Genomic DNA, 15,035 nt, shown 5'->3' on the forward strand with positions numbered 1-15,035 from the left:
GCCGAGCTCAACGCCCTGCCTGCTCTCCGCGGTCGCCGACGACGGCGATGCCCCCTGGCGGGCACCCGCCCCAGGAGATCAGCGTCGGATGCGCTCGGTGGGTTCGTCCCCACTCGTCCGGGGGATGCGCATCGTCTCCTCATTCGGGGACACCGCAGCGTCCGCTCCCGCCTGCTCGGCGGCCTCGGCCGCCCGCTTGGCCGCGACCTGCTGCTCAGCGAAGACCAACACGAGCACCACGCCCGCCCCGGCGAGAGCGAGCAGGAGAACCGGGATCAGGTCTCCATCGGGTGACTGGGCCGCGCTGTCGGCGTCCTGCCACGGCCAGAGCGCACGCAGCGAGCCGATCATCAGGCCGGTCATGACCGCGAGAGTCGCCCGCCGACGATGCTCCAACAGCCACTGGAGGACCTTCACAAAGGTCCCAAGGCCGATCACCGCACCGAGCATGAACACGCCGATGTAGGTCAGGTCCCGCGCGTTGAGCGCATCCAGGGTCGGCTCGTAGAGCCCGACCACCATCATCAGGAACGATCCGGAGAGCCCGGGGAGCACCAGGGCGCAGACGGCGAAGGCCGCGACGATCCCGACCAGCCACAGCGGCGGGTCCTCGAACGCGCCGTAGGGCAGCCCGGTCAGCAGCAGCGCCGCCACGGCGGTGCCGATCAGCAGGACCCAGTGCAGCGGTCGTCTCAGCCCGCCCATCATTCGGACCGGGACCAGGATCGAGGCCGCCACCATGCCGATGAAGACCGCCCGCGACTCGACCGGATAGTCGTCGAGGATCGGGGTGAGCAGACGGGCCACCGTCACCACGGCGATCGCCATGCCCGCCAGGACCGCGCCCAGCAGCGCCCAGTCCGCTTTGGCGGCCTCGGCCTTCATCGGGGCGAAGTCCCGCCTGCGCAGCCCGGAGACCAGCAGTCGCATCATGGTCACCAGGTGGCCCGCTGAGGCGATCAGCCGTTCGTAAAGCCCGGTGACCAGCGCGACCGTGCCGCCACTGACTCCGGGGATGATCTCCACGGTGCCGATGAGGCCACCTGCCAGGAAGTTCAGCGGAGCCGATCTCCACGTCGTCGGTCGGAGCCGCGATCGTGGCTCCGGTGGGGATGTCGGCGAGGACTTCGGCGAGGGCTTCGGTGAGGGCACGGTAGGCACGATATCCGCCCGCCGTGCCGCACCGAATCACCGCGGTCTGCGGCTCCCCGGGTCGACGCAGCACTCCTGCCCCTGCCGGAACCATCGGCGACGGTCGCCGACGGAGCGGAGATCACGGGGAGACGCGGAGCAGCCCCTCCTGGACCACCGAGGCGATCAGCCTGCCGTCCCTGGTGAAGAAGCGGCCCGTGGCCAGGCCGCGCCCGCCGGATGCGCTGGGCGAGGCGCAGTCGTACAGGAACCACTCGTCGGCGCGGAACGGCCGGTGGAACCACATCGCATGATCGAGGCTCGCGCCCGCGACCCGATCGGTCCCCCAGTAGACGCCGTGGCGGGCGAGCACCGAGTCCAGCAACGTCAGGTCCGAGACGTAGGCGAGCAGGCACACGTGCAGCACCTCGTCGTCGGGCAGGCTCCCGGCGGCGCGCATCCAGACCTTGTTGTGCGCCTCCCTCGGACCGCTCTCCCTGGACAGCCACGGCGGGTCGTTGACGTAGCGCAGGTCGAACGGGCGGGGGGTCGTGGCGAACACCCCGAGCTTGTCCCGATAAGCCGCGACCCGATCCGCCCAGGTGGGCAGCGTCTCCGGGGCAGGCACCTCGGGCATCACCTCGGCATGATCCAGTCCGGTCTCGCGCATCTGATAGGAGGCCGAGAGGGAGAAGATCGCCTTGCCGTGCTGAACGGCGACCACACGCCGAGTCGTGAACGACCGGCCGTCGCGGATCCGGTCCACCTCGTAGACGATCGGGACGCTCGGGTCGCCGCCGCGGATGAAGTAGGCATGCAGCGAGTGCACATAACGATCGGCGGGCACCGTTCTGGTGGCGGCCACGAGGGCCTGCCCGGCGACCTGGCCGCCGAAGACCCGCACCGGGGACTCCGCCGGGCTCACGCCTCGGTAGAGGTTCTCCTCGATCCGCTCCAGATCGAGCAGTGTCACCAGCCGGTCCAGGACCGGTTGTCCGGACGCGACGTCGTCGCCCCCGACCTCGGCACGCCCGGCGGCGGCCGTGGACCGTGGCACGGCGTCCGAGCCGACTCCGGTCGGATCGGACGCCGCGTTGCGGTTCGTCTCGGTCATGCGGTCGTCTCGCGATCGACCGGCGGTGCGCCTCGCATGACTCGGAACGCTACCCCGCGAGACGGCGGGGCGGGCCCGGAAGGGCTCAGGCGTGGTCGTCCTCACCGAGCCGGTGAACACGGATCAGATTGGTGGAGCCGACCGTGCCGGGAGGCGAGCCCGCGACGATGACGACCAGGTCGCCGCGCTGGTAACGACCCATCGAGAGCATCGCCAGGTCGACCTGCTCCACCATGCGGTCGGTGGAGTCGACCTTGTCCACCAGGAACGTCTCGGTGCCCCAGGTCATGGACAGCTGCCTGAGCACCTCCGGCTCCGGGGTGAAGGCCAGCAGGGGCAGCGAGGTGTGCAGCCGGGCCACTCGGCGCACCGTGTCGCCGGACTGGGTGAAGGCGACCAGCGCCTTGGCGTTGAGCCGCTCGCCCACGTCGCGGGCCGCGTAGGAGATGACGCCCCGCTTGGTCCTCGGAACGTGGGTCAGCGGCGGGACCACGGTCGTCTCGGTCTCCACCGCCTCGATGATGCGGGCCATGGTCAGGACGGTCTCGACCGGATAGCGCCCGACGCTGGTCTCGCCGGACAGCATCACCGCGTCGGTGCCGTCGAGCACGGCGTTGGCCACGTCCGAGGTCTCGGCGCGGGTCGGCCTGGAGTTGTTGATCATCGATTCGAGCATCTGGGTGGCCACGATGACCGGCTTGGCGTTCTCCCTGGCGATCTGGATCGCCCGCTTCTGCACGAGCGGCACCTGCTCCAGGGGCAGTTCGACGCCCAGGTCGCCTCTGGCGACCATCACGCCGTCGAAGGCCAGCACGATGGCCTCCAGGTTCTCCACCGCCTCCGGCTTCTCCAGCTTCGCCACGACGGGGAGTCTGCGGCTGCCCACGCGGTCCATTACCTGATGGGCCAGGTCGATGTCGGCAGGCGAGCGGACGAAGGACAGCGCGATGAAGTCGACTTCGAGCGAGAGCGCGAACTCGAGGTCCGCGATGTCCTTCTCGGAGAGCGCCGGGACGCTGACGTCCATGCCGGGCAGCGAGAGGCCCTTGTTGTCACTGACGGGGCCGCCCTCGGTCACCTCGCAGACGACGTCCGACCCCTCGACGGCCGTGACCACCAGGCCGACCTTGCCGTCGTCGACCAGCAGACGATCGCCCACCTTCGCGTCGTCGGCCAGCCCCTTGTAGGTGGTGGACACGCGGTCGTGGGTTCCCACCACGTCCTCGACGGTCACGCGCACCGTCTTGCCCGTCTCCCACTCCACCGGGCCGCCCGCGAACCGACCGAGTCGGATCTTGGGTCCCTGGAGATCGGCGAGCACTCCCACGGCGCGTCCGGACTCCCGGGCGGCTTCACGGACCAGCTCGTACACGCGCTTGTGCTCCGCGTGCTCGCCATGACTGAAATTCATCCGGGCGACATCCATGCCCGCACGAACGAGGTCCCGGATCTTCTCCGGGGTCGCGGTGGCAGGGCCCAGCGTACAAACGATCTTCGCACGTCGACTCACGTCTGGTCAGCGTAGTCCGCCCACTGGACCGATTCTGCCCCACGCGGCAGAAAAGTTGTCTCATTCTGCAGTCGATCAGTCGTTCGAGCACCGGGAGTGACCGGTCTGCCCACCCAGGGCAGCCTGGGCGAGCCGCTCACCTGCGCGGAGTGGGTGATCCGCGACTCGCAGCGACGGCGCAACCGGCCCGGCGCGCGGCCCGGCCGGTTGCGGCCGGCGTGCGAGACTGCTCGCGTGTCGCTCCGGCAGCTGCTCTTCCCCCTCGCCGTGCTGATCAGCCTCGTGGTGTTCTTCATGCCCGCGGGCGGGGTGCCCTCGGCGCCGCCCGGCACGGACAAGGTGGTCCACGGGGCGGTGTTCGCCATGCTGGCGGTGACCGGGCTCCTGGCGGCCGTCTCCCGGCTGCCGCTGTCGCTCGGCCTCGTCGGCTATGCCTGCCTCACCGAGGTGCTTCAGGCCGTCCTCCCGCTGGGCCGCAGCGGCGATCCATGGGACGTGCTCGCCGACCTCGTCGGGCTCGGCATCGGCTGGGGACTCGTCCGGTTCGGCGGGCGGCTCGCTTCGCGTCGCTCCTCGGCGTCCCGTGCCGACCCGTCGCAGGCGTCGGCCGCCCCGGCGGAAGCCTCGGCGACCGTCGCCGAAGCCCCGAGCCGGGATCTGAACGCGGCCTCCTGAGGCGGCAGGAGCAGCGCCGGGAGTCCGACGCCAGGAGACTCCCTCTGGTCGAGCCGGATCGTCCTCGGCACCGACGTCGGGCCTCGGCGGTTGACGGCGGACCGGGCCCCGCCATGCGACGAGGCCCGCTCACACCGCTCAGCGCGCCCTGGCCACCTCGTACACGGCCGAACCGACCAGTTCGAGGGAGACCTGCAGCCGTTCGTTGCTGACGTTGCCCGCCACGGTGTCCTCCGGCGTGTGATAGACGGGCTCCAGCAGGTGCGGTCCCGCCTCCCCTCGCCAGCTGAAGTTGGCCGCCGCGATCCCGCGCTCGTGGAACGGGACGTGGTCGCTGCCGCCGCGCGCCGTGGGGCCCGCGACGTCGGCCAGGTAGCCCAGTCGGGACGCGGCCTGGGCGACCGTGGCGGTGGCGAGGTTGTCCGCGCCGTCGACGGATAAGAGCCAGTACAGGTCCGCAGGCGGGTGGCTGGTGGCGACCATGTCGTTCTGGAAGCACGCGGCGATCCGACCTGCGGCATGGTCGTCGAGCTGGTTCACGTAGTAGCGGGAGCCGATCAAACCCTGCTCCTCCGAGCCCCAGAGCGCGAACCGCAGCGCCTTCTGGGTCGGCAGGCGCCGCAGGACGCGAGCCAGTTCCAGGCAGAGCGCCGAGCCGCTGGCGTCGTCGTTGGCGCCGGGCGAACCGGGCACCGAGTCGTAGTGCGCGCCCACCATGACGACCTCGTCTCCGGCGGGAAGGGAGGCAGGTCGTTCCGCGAGCACGTTGTACGAGGTGAGACCGGTGTGCGCCGTGACGATCACCCGCAGGCGCACCGGCCCGGCGACCAGCCGTCGACGCAGCCACTCGCCGTGGGCCTGGCCGAGACCGAGCACCGGCACCCCGACGGGCGCCGCCAGGGTGGGCAGGAACGCGCCTGCCTTGCGCTCCGGATCGGCGGACGCGGCGATCAGCAGCACGCCTGCCGCGCCGCGTTCGACGGCGCCGCGCACCTGAGCGTCCCGGTCGGCGGTCCGGTGGTCGATCAGGGCGAACTGTCCGGTGACGTCTCGACCGGAGTAGTCGGTGTCGTTCCCGACTCCCCCGCCGCGCACGTCCACCACGGCGGCCTGGACCTCCGTGTCGAATGCGCCCTGCGGAGAGGCGCTGGCCTGCCATCTCTCGCCGTCGGGCAGGACGAGGTCGGCGAGGTACTTGTCCGCGACGGGGAAGGGCTGGCGGGTGACCTGATAACCCAGCTCCTCGAACCGCGCGGCGGCGTAGTCGGCGGCGCGGTGCTCGGACTCGGTGCCGCCGATCCGAGGGCCGATGGTCCCGGCGAGATGCTGGATGTGGGTCAGGGCTCGCCGGGCGTCGACCGAGGCCGCCACCGCACGGTCTCCGAGCCCGAGCGTCGGCGCGGAGCCCGCACCCGGCCGCACCCTCGGCGCGGCGAACGCGTTCGAGGTGGTGGCGCCGACCATGGCGAACGCCGCCAGTGCGGCCGCTCCCCCGATGAGATCGCGGCGCTTGAGTCCTGACATCCGACCACTCCCCGCCCCGAGCGCGATCCGCTCGCAGAATTCGACCAAAAGTCACCGTGTGTAGCCATCAACCAAAATTCGGCACATCGTCACACGAACAGGTGCCCAAATTTGGAATCTACGGCGCGGGAAATCGACTGACAAGCATCGCTGCGTTCACGAGCAGCGGTTAGTTCCCCACTGGAGTGACACCGATCAGGGGAGGCGGGTTCGAAGGCGCAGGCGGACGGTCCCCGCCTGCGGCGCGGCGGCGAGCCGCGATCGGCGACCGACCGGCCTGCTCGCGAATCGCCCCCGGCGGGGCATGTTAGGGTGCCCTTAGTTCCTGGGGACGTATCGGCAAGACCGAAGGAGAGGCGACACCGGTCGATGGGCATCGCGCAGCAGGAGATCCGCGTCCTGCGTTACGAGCTGCGGCCTCGGCTGCTCCAGGTGACCAGGGTGGTTCGCATCACTCCGCGAACCACGCGGATCACGTTGGCGGGCGACGACCTCGACGGCTTCCAGACCAACGACTACGCCGACCACGTCAAACTGTGCTTCCCGGAGCCGGGCGCCGAACTGCCCACGATGCCCACCCTCGGCGAGCGAGGCATCGTCCCGCCGCCGACGGACGGGCCGCAGCCGATCTTCCGGGACTACACGGTGCGACGCTTCGACCCCGAGGCAGGCGAGCTGGACATCGACTTCGTTCTGCACCCGCACGGCATCGCGGGACGCTGGGCCACCGACGCCGTCCCCGGCGCTCGCCTCGGCGTACTCGGGCCGCGCGGTTCGCACCTGGTGCCGAACGACTTCGACTGGTATCTCCTCGCGGGCGACGAGACGGCGCTGCCCGCCATCGGGCGCCGCCTGGCCGAGCTCGCCGAGCTGCACCCGACCGCCCGGGTGCAGGCCTTCGTCGAGGTCGACGGCCCCGCCGAGGAGCAGGACCTGCGTCGTCCGCCCGACACCCGACTGACCTGGCTGCACCGCGGCGGCGCCGCGGCGGGCGGGCGCGAGCTACTGCACGAGGCGCTCTCGGCGTTCACCACGCCTGCGGGCGCGGGTTACGTCTGGGTCGCGGGCGAGTCCGGCGACCTCAAGCCGATCCGCCGTCATCTACGGTCCCTCGGTCTCAACCGCAGGCATTACAAGGTCGACGGCTACTGGAAGCGCGGCGTGGTCAATCATGATCACCATGCCGAGGACGACGGTGACGCCGAGGCGTGAGCCGTCGAAAGCGGTGAACGGGACGCCCGAGCGCGTCGGACGTCCCGTTCGGTGCTCTCGTCAGACCACGGCCAGCGGAAGGGCCGTGGGGTGTACCGGCGACGGCAGGATCGAGTCGCCGGTCAGGTACGAGTCGACCGCGTTGGCCACCGAACGGCCTTCGGCGATGGCCCAGACCACGAGCGACGCACCCCGGTGGGCATCGCCGCAGACGAAGACTCCCGGCGCGCTGGTCTCCCAGTTCGAGCCGCAGCCGATGGTGCCCCGGCCGGACAGCGAGATCCCCAGCTCGTCCAACAGGGGCATCGGCTCGACGCCCTCGAAACCGATCGCCAGCAGCACCAGGTCGCAGGGCAGCCGATCAACCTCGGCGGAGGCGGGCACCACCCGCCGCACGCCCTGTTCGTCGCGCTGCACCTTCACCCGCCGCAGCTCGATCTCGCGGACGTGCCCGGCCTCGTCGCCGATGAAGCGTTCCACGGCGACCTCGTATCGCCGCTCGCCGCCCTCCTCGTGCGCCGGGTAGTTGCGCAGGATCAGCGGCCAGCTCGGCCACGGCGACCGCGCGTCGTCTCGCGCTGTGGGCGGCTTCGGGTACTGGTCGAGCTGAAGGACGCTCGCCGCCCCCTGCCGATGCGCCGTGCCCAGACAGTCGGCACCGGTGTCCCCGCCGCCGATGATCACGACGTGGCTGCCCTCGGCGCTGATCGACGTCGGTCCGTCGCCCTCGCACTCCCGATTGGCAGGCACCAAGTGCTCCATCGCCAGGTGCACGCCGGTCAGCTCCCGCCCGACGATGTCCGGGGCGTCCCGACCGCGCAGCGCGCCGACGGCCAGCACGACCGCGTCGTAGTCGGCGCGCAGCTGCTCGACGGTGAGGTCAACACCGACCTCGCATCCGGTCACGAACCCGGTGCCCTCGGCCCGCATCTGCGCCAGCCGCCGGTCCAGGACGCGCTTCTCCATCTTGAACTCGGGAATGCCGTAGCGGAGCAGGCCGCCCAGCCGGTCGTCCCGCTCGAAGACGGTGACGTCATGACCGGCTCTGGTGAGCTGCTGAGCTGCGGCGAGCCCTGCGGGTCCCGAGCCGACGACGGCCACCCTCCTGCCGGAGGAGATCGTCGCGGGCTGCGCGGCCACCGACCCGTTGTCCCAGTTCACGTCCGCGATGCTCTGCTCGACGCGCTTGATCGCGACCGCGCCGCCCGCCAGCGGCGACACCGCGAGCACGCAGCCCGCCTCGCAGGGCGCGGGGCAGAGCCTGCCGGTGAACTCAGGGAAGTTGTTGGTGGCGTGCAGCCGCTCGCCCGCCTCGGTCCACTGACCGCGCCGGACGAGGTCGTTCCACTCCGGGATCAGGTTGCCCAGCGGGCAGCCCGTCGTCTCGGAATGACAGAACGGAATGCCGCAGTCCATGCACCGGGCAGCCTGGGTGCGGACCTCGTCGTCCCGCCGCTCCGGTGGCAGCGCGGCGTAGACCTCCTGCCAGTCGCCCAGCCGCTCGTCGACGGGACGCTTGCCCGGCTCAGTCCTGCCGTGCTTGAGAAAGCCGTGTGGATCAGCCACGGGACGCCTCCATGATCGCCTCGTCCTCGTCGCGGCCCTCGGCGCGGGCGATGCGCACCGCCTCCAGGACACGCTGGTAGTCGCCGGGCATCACCTTGGTGAACCCTGGCGAACGGCGCGGCCAGTCGCCCAGCAGGGACGCCGCCACCGCCGAGCCGGTGGCCTCGTGATGCCGCTGCACGATCTCGCGCAGCCACCGCAGGTCGTCCGGACTGGGCCGCTGCAACTCGACCATCGCCGGGTTGACCATCCTCGGATCGAGGTCGAGCACGAACGCGATGCCGCCGGACATCCCCGCCGCGAGGTTGCGACCGGTTCCGCCGAGCACCACGGCCCGCCCCCCGGTCATGTACTCGAACGCGTGATCGCCGACGCCCTCGGCCACCAGCAGTGCACCCGAGTTGCGCACGGCGAAGCGCTCGCCGACCTGTCCACGGAGGAAGATCTCCCCCGACGTCGCGCCGTAGCCGATGACGTTGCCCGCGATCACCTGATGCTCGGCGACGAACGAGGCATCCGGATGCGGCCGCACCACGATCCGGCCGCCCGACAGGCCCTTGCCGACGAAGTCGTTCGCGTCGCCGATCAGGTCGAGCGTGATCCCCGACGGCAGGAACGCCCCGAGGGACTGGCCCGCAGAGCCGGTCAGCTCCACCGTGACGGTGCCGTCGGGCAGGCCTTCCCCGCCGAACCGGCGGGTCACCTCGGAGCCGAGCAGGGTGCCGACCGTCCGGTTGACGTTGCGCACCGGCAGCTCCAGCCGCACGACGTGGGCGTCCTCCAAGGCTGCCTCGGCGAGCTGGATCAACGTCCGGTCCAGCGCGTGGTCCAGCCCGTGATCCTGGTCGCGAACCCGACGACGCATCGTTCCGTAGGCGGCGGTGCCGTCCGCGATGCCGACCGGGACGGCGAAGACCGGGGTGAGATCCAGGCCCTCGGCCTTCCAGTGGTCCACGGCCTCGCGGGTGTCGAGCATCTCGGCGTGGCCGATCGCCTCGTCCAGCGTGCGGAACCCGAGCTCCGCGAGCAGCTCACGAACCTCCTCGGCCACGAACTGGAAGAAGGTCTCCACGAACTCCGGCTTGCCGGTGTAGCGCTTGCGCAGGTCGGGATTCTGCGTCGCGATACCCACCGGACAGGTGTCCAGGTGGCAGACGCGCATCATCACGCACCCCGCCACCACCAGCGGCGCGGTGGCGAAGCCGTACTCCTCGGCGCCGAGCAGCGCCGCGACGAGCACGTCTCGGCCCGTCTTCATCGCGCCGTCGACCTGCACGGTGATCCGGTCGCGCAGCCCGTTGAGCAGCAGCGTCTGCTGTGTCTCGGCGAGCCCGACCTCCCACGGCGTCCCCGCGTGCTTCAGCGAGGTCAACGCCGCGGCACCCGTGCCGCCGTCGTGACCGGAGATCAGCACCACGTCGGCGTGCGCCTTGGCCACGCCCGCCGCCACCGTGCCGACGCCGACCTCGCTGACGAGCTTCACGTGCACCCTGGCCCGCTCGTTGGCGTTCTTCAGGTCGTGGATGAGCTGGGCGAGGTCCTCGATCGAGTAGATGTCGTGATGCGGCGGCGGGGAGATCAGTCCGACACCCGGCGTCGAGTGTCGAGTGCGAGCGATCCAGGGATAGACCTTGTAGCCGGGCAGCTGCCCGCCCTCGCCGGGCTTGGCACCCTGAGCCATCTTGATCTGGATGTCCGTGGAGTTGACCAGATATTCACTGGTCACACCGAAACGACCCGACGCGACCTGCTTGATCGCCGACCGACGCTCCGGGTCGTAGAGGCGCGCGGTCTCCTCGCCGCCCTCCCCGGTGTTGGACCGACCGCCGAGCCGGTTCATCGCGATCGCCAGCGTCTCGTGGGACTCGGCCGAGATGGAGCCGTAGGACATCGCGCCGGTGTTGAAGCGCTTGACGATGGCCGAGACCGGTTCCACCTCCTCCAGCGGGATGGCGGGCCGTTCGCCCTCGCGGAAGCGGAACAGCCCTCGCAGCGTGCCGCCTGCCTTGGCCAGCCGGTCGACCTCGGCGGTGTACTTGCGGTACACGTCCATCTGACGGGTCTTGGTGGCGTGCTGCAGCAGAAAGACGGTCTCGGGGCTGAACAGGTGCAGTTCGCCCTCGCGGCGGTAGGCGTACTCGCCGCCGACCTCCAGCCGCCGATGCGACCGATCGGTCGGATTCTCGGGGTAGGCGAGCCGATGGCGGCGGGCCACCTCCTCGGCGAGTACGTCCAGCCCGACGCCGCCCAGCTTGGAGACCGTCCCGGTGAAGTACTCCCGGACGACGTCCCCGGCCAGCCCGACAGCTTCGAAGACCTGCGCTGCCGTGTAGGCGCCCACGGTGGAGATACCCATCTTGGACATCACCTTCAGGACGCCCTTCACCAGGGCCTGGACGTAGTTGCGCACCGCCTTGGCAGGCTCGATGCCGGTGATCTCCCCCGTCGAGACCATGTCCTCGATGGTCTCGAAGGCCAAGTAGGGGTTGACCGCAGCGGCTCCGTAGCCGAGCAGCAGCGCGATGTGGTGCACCTCTCGCGCATCGCCGGACTCCACCACCAACGCGACCTGCAGGCGTTCCTTGGACCGGACCAGGTGGTGGTGCACCGCCGAGACCAGCAACAACGCCGGGATGGGCGCGTGCGCGTGATCGGAGTCGCGATCGGACAGGACCAGGACCCTGGCGCCGCCCGCGATGGCGGCGCTCGCCTCGCGACGGACCCGGTCGATCGCCTGGACCAGCGCGTCGCCGCCCCCGTCGACCTCGTAGAGCCCGGAGACGACGCTACAGGCGAAACCGGGGAGGTCGCCGTCGTCGTTGATATGGATCAGCTTCGCCAGCTCGTCGTTGTCGATCACGGGCCGAGCCAGCACGACGTGCCTGCACGATGCGGGCGAGGGATCGAGCAGGTTGTGCTCCGGCCCCATCACCCGCGCCACCGACGTGACGATCTCCTCGCGGATCGCGTCAAGCGGGGGGTTGGTGACCTGGGCGAAGCCCTGCACGAAGTAGTCGTAGAGCATGCGAGACCGCGCCGAGAGCGCCGCGACCGGGGTGTCCGATCCCATCGAGCCGGTCGGCTCGGCGCCGGTGACGGCCATCGGCGTCAGCAGCACCCGCAGCTCCTCCTCCGTGTAACCGAAGGTGAGCTGTCGCCGGACCACCGAGTCGTGACTCTGCACGACGTGGTCCCGGTCGGGCAGCGTGTTCAGCTTCACCATGCCCGCGTGCAGCCACTCCGCGTAAGGCCGCTCGGCGGCCAGGCTGCTCTTGACCTGGTCGTCGTCGACGATCACGCCGGCCTCGGTGTCGATCAGGAACATGCGGCCGGGCTGCAGTCTGCCCTTGGCCACCACCTGCTCCGGCGCGATGTCGAGCACGCCTGCCTCGCTGGCCAGCACGACGCGGTCGTCCGCGGTGCGCCACCAGCGCGCAGGCCGCAGGCCGTTGCGGTCGAGCACCGCGCCGACCAGGGTCCCGTCGCTGAAGGTGACGCACGCGGGACCGTCCCACGGCTCCATCAGGCTGGCGTGGAACTTGTAGAACGCCCGCCGAGCCGGATCCATGCCGGTGTGGTTCTCCCACGCCTCCGGGATCATCATCAGCACCGCGTGCGGCAGGCTCCGCCCGGTCAGGTGCAGCAGTTCCAGCACCTCGTCGAAGGACGCGGAGTCGGAGCCGTCCTCGGCACAGATGGGGAACAGGCGGTCCAGGTCGGCGTCACCGCCATCGGGGTTCGAGCCGTCGGCGTGCAGGCCCTCGGGGTTCGGTCGCCGCGCCAGGTGGTCGGAGGCCAGCAGCGCCTCTCTGGCAAGCATCCGGTTCCGGTTGCCGCGAATCGTGTTGATCTCGCCGTTGTGGGCGACGAAGCGGAACGGGTGCGCCAGGGGCCAGGAGGGGAAGGTGTTGGTCGAGAACCGGCTGTGCACCAGGGCGATGGCGCTGATCAGCCGGGGATCGCGCAGGTCTGGGAAGAACGCCGGGAGCTGTTCGGTGGTGAGCATCCCCTTGTAGACCAGGGTCCGGGAGGACAGCGAGGGGAAGTACACCCCGCAGCCCGCTCGCACGGTCTCCCGCTCGGCGCGCTTACGGAGGCAGAAGGCCATTCGGTCCAGCTCGAGCCCGGCGGCCTGCTCGCCGTCGGCGTTCGGCAGGCCCTCGGCGAGGAGCATCGCGAAGTGGGGCATACAGGAGCGCGCACTGGGACCGACGTCCGCGCCGTCGGGATCGACCGGCACGTCCCGCCAGCCGAGGACGCGCAGTCCCTCCTCCGCCGCCAACTCCGCCACCACGGCCTTCGCCGCATCACGATCCGTCTCGTCCACGGGCAGGAAGGCCATCCCCGCGACATAACGATGCGCGCCGCTCGCAGCAGGCTCGGGAAGCCGCACGCCGCTCTCCGCGCGAAGCAGCCGGTCCGGGAGCTGGAGCAGGATGCCCGCACCGTCCCCGCTGCTAGGCTCCGCGCCCGCAGCTCCCCGGTGGTCGAGATTCGCCAATGCGATGAGCGCATCGCGCACGATGTCGTGGGACCGACGTCCCTTGACATCGGCGACCATCGCCACGCCGCACGAGTCGCGCTCGTCCTCCGGGTGGTACAGGCCCTGCGGGCCCGGGATGGCGGAGAAGATCACGAACAGACCTCCCTCGTCGTCCTGTCGGCTTGGATCAAGCCGGTGGTGGGTGGTCGGGACGACGGTGGCCCGCGGTTAATGCGCCCGTAACCTGGGATGGGCGATCAGTACATGGGACTGTAACAGCCATGTGAATAATTACGAGACCCTCGAAAGTGATCCTCGCCATGCATGGTAACGCTTTGGCATACTGAACCGATACCACAGATCACCTGGTATTTCAGCGCTTCCAGCCAGGTTACCGTGCGCCGTCGCGACAGGCGTTTCGCCTGGTAGGGTCCGCTCGCCAGCAGGTCAACCGCCTGCAGGCGCCTCCAGATGGCCGAAGTCCGGTGCGAGTCCGGCGCTGTGCCGCAACTGTAATGCCCCGTCTCGGGGACGAGCCAGGTCGACCACCGGAGCGCGACGCCAACACTCCCGACGCAGGGGTTAACGCGTCCACCGGATCATCGTCTCCCACGGTCCTGCGGATCGCCGTCTACCCGACGTCGGCCGAGCACGAGGAACCGCTGTGATCAACTCGAACCCGCAGGCGCCCCTCGGCGCCACCCGCCGACGCCCGCATCGCGGGCCCGCCGCGCTGCTGCTCCTGGCGCTGGTGGGGGTGCTGGGACTCACGGGCTGCGCGAGCCGCGAAGAGTCCGTCGACACCTCGGCGGAGCAGGTCGACGGCGACTTCCCGGTGGAGGTCTCCGTCGCAGGCGGCGCGCCGGTCACCATCGACCGACGGCCCGTCCAGATCGTCTCGCTCAGCCCCAGCGCCACCGAGATGCTCTTCGCCATCGGCGCGGGCGATCAGGTCATCGCCGTCGACGACAACTCGGATTACCCGCCGGAGGCGCCGACCAGCGACCTCTCCGGCTTCTCTCCCAGCCCCGAGGCCGTCGCCGACCAGAATCCGGACCTGGTGGTCGCCTCCGCCGACTCCGAGGGGCTCGTCGAGGGCATGGGCGCCGTGGACGTGCCGGTGCTGCTGCTCCCGGCCGCCGAGGACCTGTCCGACACCTACGCCCAGATCGAGGCCCTCGGCGAGGCCACCGGCCACGCCGAGCCTGCCCGCGCCCTCGCCGCCGACCTGGAGAACCAGATCGACGAGATCGTGGCCGCAGCCGAGGTCCCCGAAGGACTGAGCTTCTACCACGAGGTGACCGAGGACCTCTACAGCGTCGGATCGGCGACCTTCATCGGCCAGATCTACGGCTTGTTCGGCATGACCAACATCGCGGACGAGGCAGCCGGGGGCGGCGACTACCCACAGCTCGCGAACGAGTTCGTCGTCGACGGCAATCCCGATCTGATCTTCCTGGCCGACGTCGACTGCTGCGGACAGTCCGCCGAGACGATCGCCGAACGTCCCGGCTGGGAGACGATGACCGCAGTCCAGACGGGTGCTGTCGTGCTGCTCGACGACGACGTGGCCTCCCGCTGGGGCCCTCGAGTGGTGGAGTTCGTCGACGCCGTCGCCGAGGCCGCAGGCACCACCGAACAGTCCGGCTGATCCCGACCCGCCCAGGCCGTGACGGCGTCGGGCGCGGGCCGACCGCCGCCCGCAGGCCTGCCGACGTGCCGAGCCGGTAATTGCAGGCCAAGGAAGTCGGGAGGGCGGCAGGCGACGGACGGCGGCAGGTGACGGAGCACAGCCGGCTACCACCCGTCGGTCTGGTCCG

General features: G+C 70.4%; 9 protein-coding genes. 3 read left to right on the top strand and 6 right to left on the bottom strand.

Annotated features, from left to right (window positions below):
• Nucleotides 1-78 precede the first annotated feature (78 nt).
• The 3 genes from UA74_RS21370 to pyk all read right to left on the bottom strand — a co-directional run bounded on the left by UA74_RS21370 (nucleotide 79) and on the right by pyk (nucleotide 3,755).
• Entirely contained in the window at nucleotides 79-1,152 is a 1,074-nt protein-coding gene (locus UA74_RS21370; RefSeq protein WP_198042808.1) for a DUF368 domain-containing protein, read from the bottom strand.
• Between the two features lie 121 nt (nucleotides 1,153-1,273).
• On the bottom strand, nucleotides 1,274-2,245 hold the full coding sequence (tesB, locus tag UA74_RS21375) for an acyl-CoA thioesterase II (RefSeq protein ID WP_075741850.1): 972 nt from the start codon (nucleotides 2,243-2,245) through the stop codon (nucleotides 1,274-1,276).
• A gap of 85 nt (nucleotides 2,246-2,330) precedes the next feature.
• Nucleotides 2,331-3,755: a pyruvate kinase gene (pyk, locus tag UA74_RS21380; RefSeq protein ID WP_075741851.1), complete on the bottom strand. Its 1,425-nt coding sequence runs from the start codon at nucleotides 3,753-3,755 to the stop codon at nucleotides 2,331-2,333.
• 234 nt (nucleotides 3,756-3,989) lie between these two features.
• On the opposite strand from pyk, the gene UA74_RS32270 reads away from it, so the two are divergent.
• On the top strand, nucleotides 3,990-4,430 hold the full coding sequence (locus UA74_RS32270) for a VanZ family protein (protein ID WP_232237360.1): 441 nt from the start codon (nucleotides 3,990-3,992) through the stop codon (nucleotides 4,428-4,430).
• A 138-nt stretch (nucleotides 4,431-4,568) separates the two neighbouring features.
• Here UA74_RS32270 and UA74_RS21390 read toward each other — a convergent pair whose 3' ends face one another.
• The gene (locus tag UA74_RS21390) at nucleotides 4,569-5,954 is read right to left on the bottom strand and encodes a M28 family peptidase (protein ID WP_075744066.1); all 1,386 of its coding nucleotides are present in this window, start codon (nucleotides 5,952-5,954) and stop codon (nucleotides 4,569-4,571) included.
• Between the two features lie 369 nt (nucleotides 5,955-6,323).
• On the opposite strand from UA74_RS21390, the gene UA74_RS21395 reads away from it, so the two are divergent.
• Nucleotides 6,324-7,166 (top strand): siderophore-interacting protein, encoded by an 843-nt coding sequence (locus tag UA74_RS21395; RefSeq protein ID WP_075765304.1) that lies wholly within the window; start codon nucleotides 6,324-6,326, stop codon nucleotides 7,164-7,166.
• 60 nt (nucleotides 7,167-7,226) lie between these two features.
• On the opposite strand, the gene UA74_RS21400 is transcribed toward UA74_RS21395, so the two are convergent.
• The gene (locus UA74_RS21400) at nucleotides 7,227-8,732 is read right to left on the bottom strand and encodes a glutamate synthase subunit beta (RefSeq protein ID WP_075741854.1); all 1,506 of its coding nucleotides are present in this window, start codon (nucleotides 8,730-8,732) and stop codon (nucleotides 7,227-7,229) included.
• On the bottom strand, nucleotides 8,725-13,368 hold the full coding sequence (gltB, locus tag UA74_RS21405; RefSeq protein WP_075765306.1) for a glutamate synthase large subunit: 4,644 nt from the start codon (nucleotides 13,366-13,368) through the stop codon (nucleotides 8,725-8,727). Before gltB ends, UA74_RS21400 begins: the two co-directional genes overlap by 8 nt.
• A gap of 511 nt (nucleotides 13,369-13,879) precedes the next feature.
• On the opposite strand from gltB, the gene UA74_RS21410 reads away from it, so the two are divergent.
• Nucleotides 13,880-14,866, top strand: a complete 987-nt coding sequence (locus tag UA74_RS21410) for an ABC transporter substrate-binding protein (protein ID WP_318533263.1) — start codon at nucleotides 13,880-13,882, stop codon at nucleotides 14,864-14,866.
• The last annotated feature ends 169 nt before the right edge of the window (nucleotides 14,867-15,035 follow it).

It is taken from the genome of Actinoalloteichus fjordicus, assembly GCF_001941625.1.
Classification (GTDB): domain Bacteria; phylum Actinomycetota; class Actinomycetes; order Mycobacteriales; family Pseudonocardiaceae; genus Actinoalloteichus_A; species Actinoalloteichus_A fjordicus.

Coding starts and splice junctions, on each gene's coding strand:
- tesB (WP_075741850.1), bottom strand. CDS start 2,245: ATGACCGAGACGAACCGCAACGCGGCGTCCGATCCGACCGGAGTCGGC.
- UA74_RS21390 (WP_075744066.1), bottom strand. CDS start 5,954: ATGTCAGGACTCAAGCGCCGCGATCTCATCGGGGGAGCGGCCGCACTG.
- UA74_RS21395 (WP_075765304.1), top strand. CDS start 6,324: ATGGGCATCGCGCAGCAGGAGATCCGCGTCCTGCGTTACGAGCTGCGG.